The sequence below is a fragment of the Candidatus Binatia bacterium genome (assembly GCA_036504975.1).
Classification (GTDB): Bacteria; Desulfobacterota; Binatia; order UBA9968; family UBA9968; genus JAJPJQ01.
Window position 1 is genome coordinate 1 of record DASXUF010000006.1, and the last position, 4,954, is coordinate 4,954.

Consider the following 4,954-nt stretch of genomic DNA (forward strand, 5'->3'; position numbering starts at 1 on the left):
ATGGAAGAGGCGGTGGACGGCGACTATCAGAAATATTCCGTCGAGCCCGGGAGCTACACGCGAAAACATTTCTTCGGCAAATATCCGGAGCTGCTCGAGCTGGTCAACGACATGACCGACGACCAGATCCGCAAGCTGCTCCGCGGCGGGCACGATCCGCAAAAAGTTTACGCGGCGTACAAGGCCGCGGTCGAACACAAGGGGGCGCCCACGGTGATTCTCGCCAAGACCGTCAAGGGTTACGGCCTGGGCGAGGCGGGAGAAGGAAGAAACATCACGCACCAGCAAAAACAGTTGAACGAGAAAGAGCTGAGAGAGTTCCGCACCCGTTTCGATATTCCGCTGAAAGACGAAGAGGTCGTCGAGACGCCTTTTTACCGCCCGCCGCAGGACAGCCGCGAGACCAAATATCTCCTCGAGCGCAGAAAAAGCCTCGGCGGCTTTGTGCCGAAGCGGCGCGCCAGGTCGGAGCCGCTGGAGATTCCGCCCGAGGATTTCTTCGAAGAGTTCCTGAAAGACTCGGGCCAGCTCGAAGCCTCGACGACGATGTCTTTCGTCCGCCTGCTCGCCAAGCTTCTGAGATACCCTGTGACCGGCAAGCGGGTGGTGCCGATCATCCCCGACGAAGCCAGAACATTCGGCATGGACGCCCTGTTTCGTCAGGTCGGCATCTATTCGCCCAAAGGCCAACTCTACGAGCCGGTGGACCGCGAGACGCTCCTCTACTATCAGGAGGCCAAAGACGGCCAGATTCTCGAAGAAGGAATCACCGAAGCCGGCTCGATATCTTCTTTCATCGCCGCCGGTACGACCTACGGCAATCTCGGTTTTTCCATGATCCCGTTTTACATTTTTTATTCCATGTTCGGCTTCCAGCGCGTCGGCGACCTGATGTGGGCGGCGGCCGACAGCAAGGCGAAAGGATTTCTCCTCGGCGCCACCGCGGGGAGAACGACGCTGAACGGCGAGGGCCTGCAACACCAGGACGGTCAGAGCCATATTCTGGCGAGCGCGGTGCCGACTCTTCTCGCCTACGATCCCGCGTTCGCGTATGAAGTCGCCGTGATTATTCGCGACGGCATGGAGCGCATGTACCAGAAGAACGAAGAAGTGTTTTATTACCTCACGCTCTACAACGAAAATTACCCGATGCCGGCGATGTCCGAGGGCGCCGAAGAAGGCGTCCTGAAAGGCCTTTACAGATTTCGCCGCGGCGGCGAGCGCGCCAAGCACAAGGCGCATATCCTCGGCAGCGGGCCGATTCTTCGCGAGGCGCTGCGCGCGCAGGAGATTTTGGCGGAGAAGTACGACGTCTCGGCGGATGTCTGGAGCGCGACGAGTTATAAGCTCCTCCGGGGCGAAGCGCTCCAAACCAGGCGATGGAACATGCTCCATCCGACGGAGCCGCCGAAAAAATCCTACGTCGAATCTCTGCTCGAGAAAGAAAAAGGCGCTTTTGTGGCGGTGTCGGATTATATGAAGATCGTTCCCGATCAGATCGCTCCGTGGGTGCCGGGCGGGCTCTTGTCGCTCGGCACGGACGGATTCGGCAGGAGCGATACGCGTCCGCGCCTCAGACGTTACTTCGGAGTGGACGCGGAGATGACGGTCCTGGCTACGCTGTACGCGCTTTATCAAAAAGGCGCGGTAGCGGGACAGATCGTAGAGCGGGCGATCAAGGATCTGGGCGTGGACCCGGAGAAGGCCTCTCCATTCTACCTTTAACCTGCACAGACCGGCAGGCCGAGGGTAAGAAGACCCGAAAGGACGATAATCACGCACTCTTTGCGTCCTCGCGCCTTGGCGCGAGACATCCTAAAATTCGAAATTCGAAGTCCCAAATCCGAGACTGTTTGGAGGTTAGTCATTTGAAATTGTTTCGAGCTTCGGATTTAGTGTTTGGAATTTAAACAGTCTGTTCATCGCGCAAAGACGCCCTTCGATGGACTCAGGGTGGTGAGCATAGTCGAACCACAAAGCGCGCCAAGGTAACCGGAGAACGCGGGCTAACGAATTGACATGGACATACGAGTTCCTCGGCTGGCCGAAGGCGTCGAGTCAGCCACCGTCGCCAACATTCTCGTCTCACCCGGAGACCGGATCGAAAAAGACCAGGTGATTCTGGAGTTGGAAACGGAAAAGGCGGTGGGACCCATCCCGTCTCCCGTTACCGGCCAGGTCGCAAAGATCCACGTCAAGCCGGGCGATGAAGTCAACGTCGGGCAGGCGTTGATCACGCTGACGCAGGAAGGCGCCGCCGAAAAGGCCGCGCCGGCGGAAAAGAAAGCCCGGCCGGCGGGGGAACAGAAAACGCCGGCGCGAGCAGCGCCGGAACCGCCAACAACCTCCGCGCCGGAAAAGCGCCCGACGGAAGAATACCAATACCAATCCGCCGCCGGCGTTCCTCCGCCGGCTTCTCCTTCGGTGAGAAAAATCGCTCGCGAGCTAGGCATCGATCTCTCTCGCGTCAAAGGCAGCGAGCAAGGCGGAAGAATCAGCGTCGCCGACCTCAAAAGCTATATCGAGCAGCTCCAACAGAGAGCCCCCGCGCCGGCGCCCGCGGTCGAGCAGCCGGCGAAAGCCGCTCCCCAGGCCGTGGATTTCTCGCGCTGGGGTCCGATACAAAAGAAACCGCTTTCGTCCGTCCGGCGTACGATCGGCCAGCGCATGTACCATTCATGGACCACAATTCCGCACGTCACCCAGTTCGAAGACGTCGATATCACGAACGTGACGAAGCTGAGAAAAGAAATCGGCTCGGCGCTGCCGAAGGGGAAGCACCTGACGTTGACACCGTTCGTGCTCAAGGCGGTGGTCGCGGCCTTGAAAAAGTTTCCGGTCTTCAATTCCAGTCTCGACGAGGCCAGCGGAGAGGTGGTTTTCAAAAATTATTTTCATATCGGCGTCGCCGTCGATACCGAAGCGGGGCTGATCGTTCCGGTTTTGCGGGACGCGGATAAAAAAAGCCTGGCCGAATTGTCTCAGGAACTGAATGACCTGGTCGAAAGAACCAGGAAACGAAAAGTCTCTCTGGAAGAGCTTCAGGGCGGAAGTTTCACGATCTCCAATCAAGGCGGCATCGGCGGCGGCCACTTCTCGCCGATCATCAACAAGCCGGAGGTGGCGATTTTAGGGATCGGCAGGTCGACGTTGAAGCCCGTGGTCAAAGATGGAAAGATCGAAGCGCGCCCGATCCTGCCGATCGCGCTTTCCTACGACCATCGGGTGATGGACGGGGCGGATGCGGTGCGCTTTATCATGGATGTAATTGCAACGCTGGAGAATTTTCCCGAGCAGGAGCTGAAGAGGTAGTCGGAATGGAGCCGATCAAGACCGATATCGCGGTTGTGGGCGGCGGTCCGGGCGGTTACGCCGCGGCCTTCTACGCCGCCGACAAGGGAAAGAAAGTGATTTTGGTGGAACGGGAAAAGCGCCTGGGCGGAGTGTGCTTACATTGCGGCTGCATCCCGTCCAAGGCATTGCTCCACGCCACCGAGCTGGTTCGGGAGACGGAAGCTTCCGGCGAGCGAGGAATCGTCTTCGGCCAGCCGAAGGTGAATCTCGACAAGCTGCGCGCGTGGAAAAATTCCATGGTCGAAAAGCTGGCTCAGGGATTGAGCGGGCTCTGTGAAAAGCGTGGCGTCGAATTCTTGCATGGGCGCGGCCACTTCGAAGATTCCAGGACGCTCAGAGTGGAAACTTCGAAGGGACAGAAATTCATCGGCTACGACCAAGCCATTATCGCCGTGGGGAGCAGGCCGGCGATCCCGCAGGCGTTCGATCTCGGCAACAAGCGGATCATGACTTCGACGGAGGCGCTGGAGGTCGAAGAAATCCCGAAGAATCTTCTGGTTGTCGGCGGCGGCTACATCGGGATGGAGCTCGGGACGGTTTACGCGACGCTCGGAAGCAGCGTGGTCGTAACGGAGGCGCTGAGCTCGATTCTTATCGGAGTCGATTCCGACCTCGCCCGCCCGGTCATGCGTTACGCCGAAAAAGCCTTCAAAGAGGTGCGCCTGAACACCAAGGTCGGCAAGATGGCGACCAGTGGCAAGCAAATCAAAGTCACCCTCTCGGCAAACGGAAAACAAAAAGAAGAGACGTACGACCGGGTTTTGGTCTCCGTCGGCCGCATTCCCAACTGCAAGGACCTCGGCCTGGAAAATACCAAGGTCGCCGTGGACGACAAAGGATTCATTCAAGTGAATTCCGAGATGCAGACCGCCGACCCTGCGATCTACGCGATCGGTGACGTTGTCGGCGGCGCGCTGCTGGCGCATAAAGCGTCGAAAGAAGCGCGCGTCGCCGTGGAGACGATCCTCGGGGAGTCCAGCACAATCGAAAATGTTGTTATCCCCGCGGTCGTGTTTACGGATCCTGAGCTCGCATGGTGCGGCCTGACGGAGACGGAGGCCAAAGCGAAGGGCATCCATGTTCAGGTGGCGCGGTTTCCGTGGGCCGCTTCGGGACGCGCCATGACGTTGGACCGGCCTGACGGCCTCACCAAGCTCATCATCGAGCCGGAGAGCGAGCGCATCCTCGGCGTCGGCATCGTCGGCGCGCGCGCCGGCGAGCTGATCAGCGAAGGCGTTCTCGCCGTAGAGATGGGCGCGACCGCGCGCGACCTGGCCGAGTCGGTACACCCGCATCCCACTCTGTCCGAAACTTTAATGGAAGCGGCGGAAGTCTTTTACGGTTATCCGACGCACACGTTCGCGCAGAAGAAGCGCACGCCGCTGCCGTGATGCTTCGACGCTTGATAAACAGATACTGGGAACCATGAGCTACCCAATCAAATCGAAGTTGAGTTCAGATTGTTCCTTCTCCCCTTGCGGGAGAAGGTAAGGATGAGGGGTGCGTTCGATCTTCACCCTCACCCTTCCCTCTCCCATCAAGGGAGAGGGGAAGATTTTCTTTGAAAAGGCAATCAATATCGCGGAAGCAGCATGAGCAC

Annotated in this window: 3 protein-coding genes; all 3 read left to right on the forward strand. The window is 58.8% G+C overall.

The window, feature by feature from the left end:
- The coding region (locus VGL70_00520) for a pyruvate dehydrogenase (acetyl-transferring), homodimeric type (protein HEY3301996.1) at positions 1 to 1,725 on the forward strand (1,725 nt) is incomplete at its 5' end.
- Positions 1,726 to 2,019: 294 nt separating this feature from the next.
- Positions 2,020 to 3,312, forward strand: coding sequence for a dihydrolipoamide acetyltransferase family protein (locus VGL70_00525; GenBank protein ID HEY3301997.1), 1,293 nt, complete (start codon positions 2,020 to 2,022; stop codon positions 3,310 to 3,312).
- 5 nt (positions 3,313 to 3,317) lie between these two features.
- Positions 3,318 to 4,745: a dihydrolipoyl dehydrogenase gene (lpdA, locus tag VGL70_00530; protein HEY3301998.1), complete on the forward strand. Its 1,428-nt coding sequence runs from the start codon at positions 3,318 to 3,320 to the stop codon at positions 4,743 to 4,745.
- Positions 4,746 to 4,954: the final 209 nt, after the last annotated feature.

Excerpts from the sequence above, each read along its gene's own strand:
- lpdA (HEY3301998.1), top strand. The coding sequence starts at position 3,318 with ATGGAGCCGATCAAGACCGATATCGCGGTTGTGGGCGGCGGTCCGGGC.
- VGL70_00525 (HEY3301997.1), top strand. The coding sequence starts at position 2,020 with ATGGACATACGAGTTCCTCGGCTGGCCGAAGGCGTCGAGTCAGCCACC.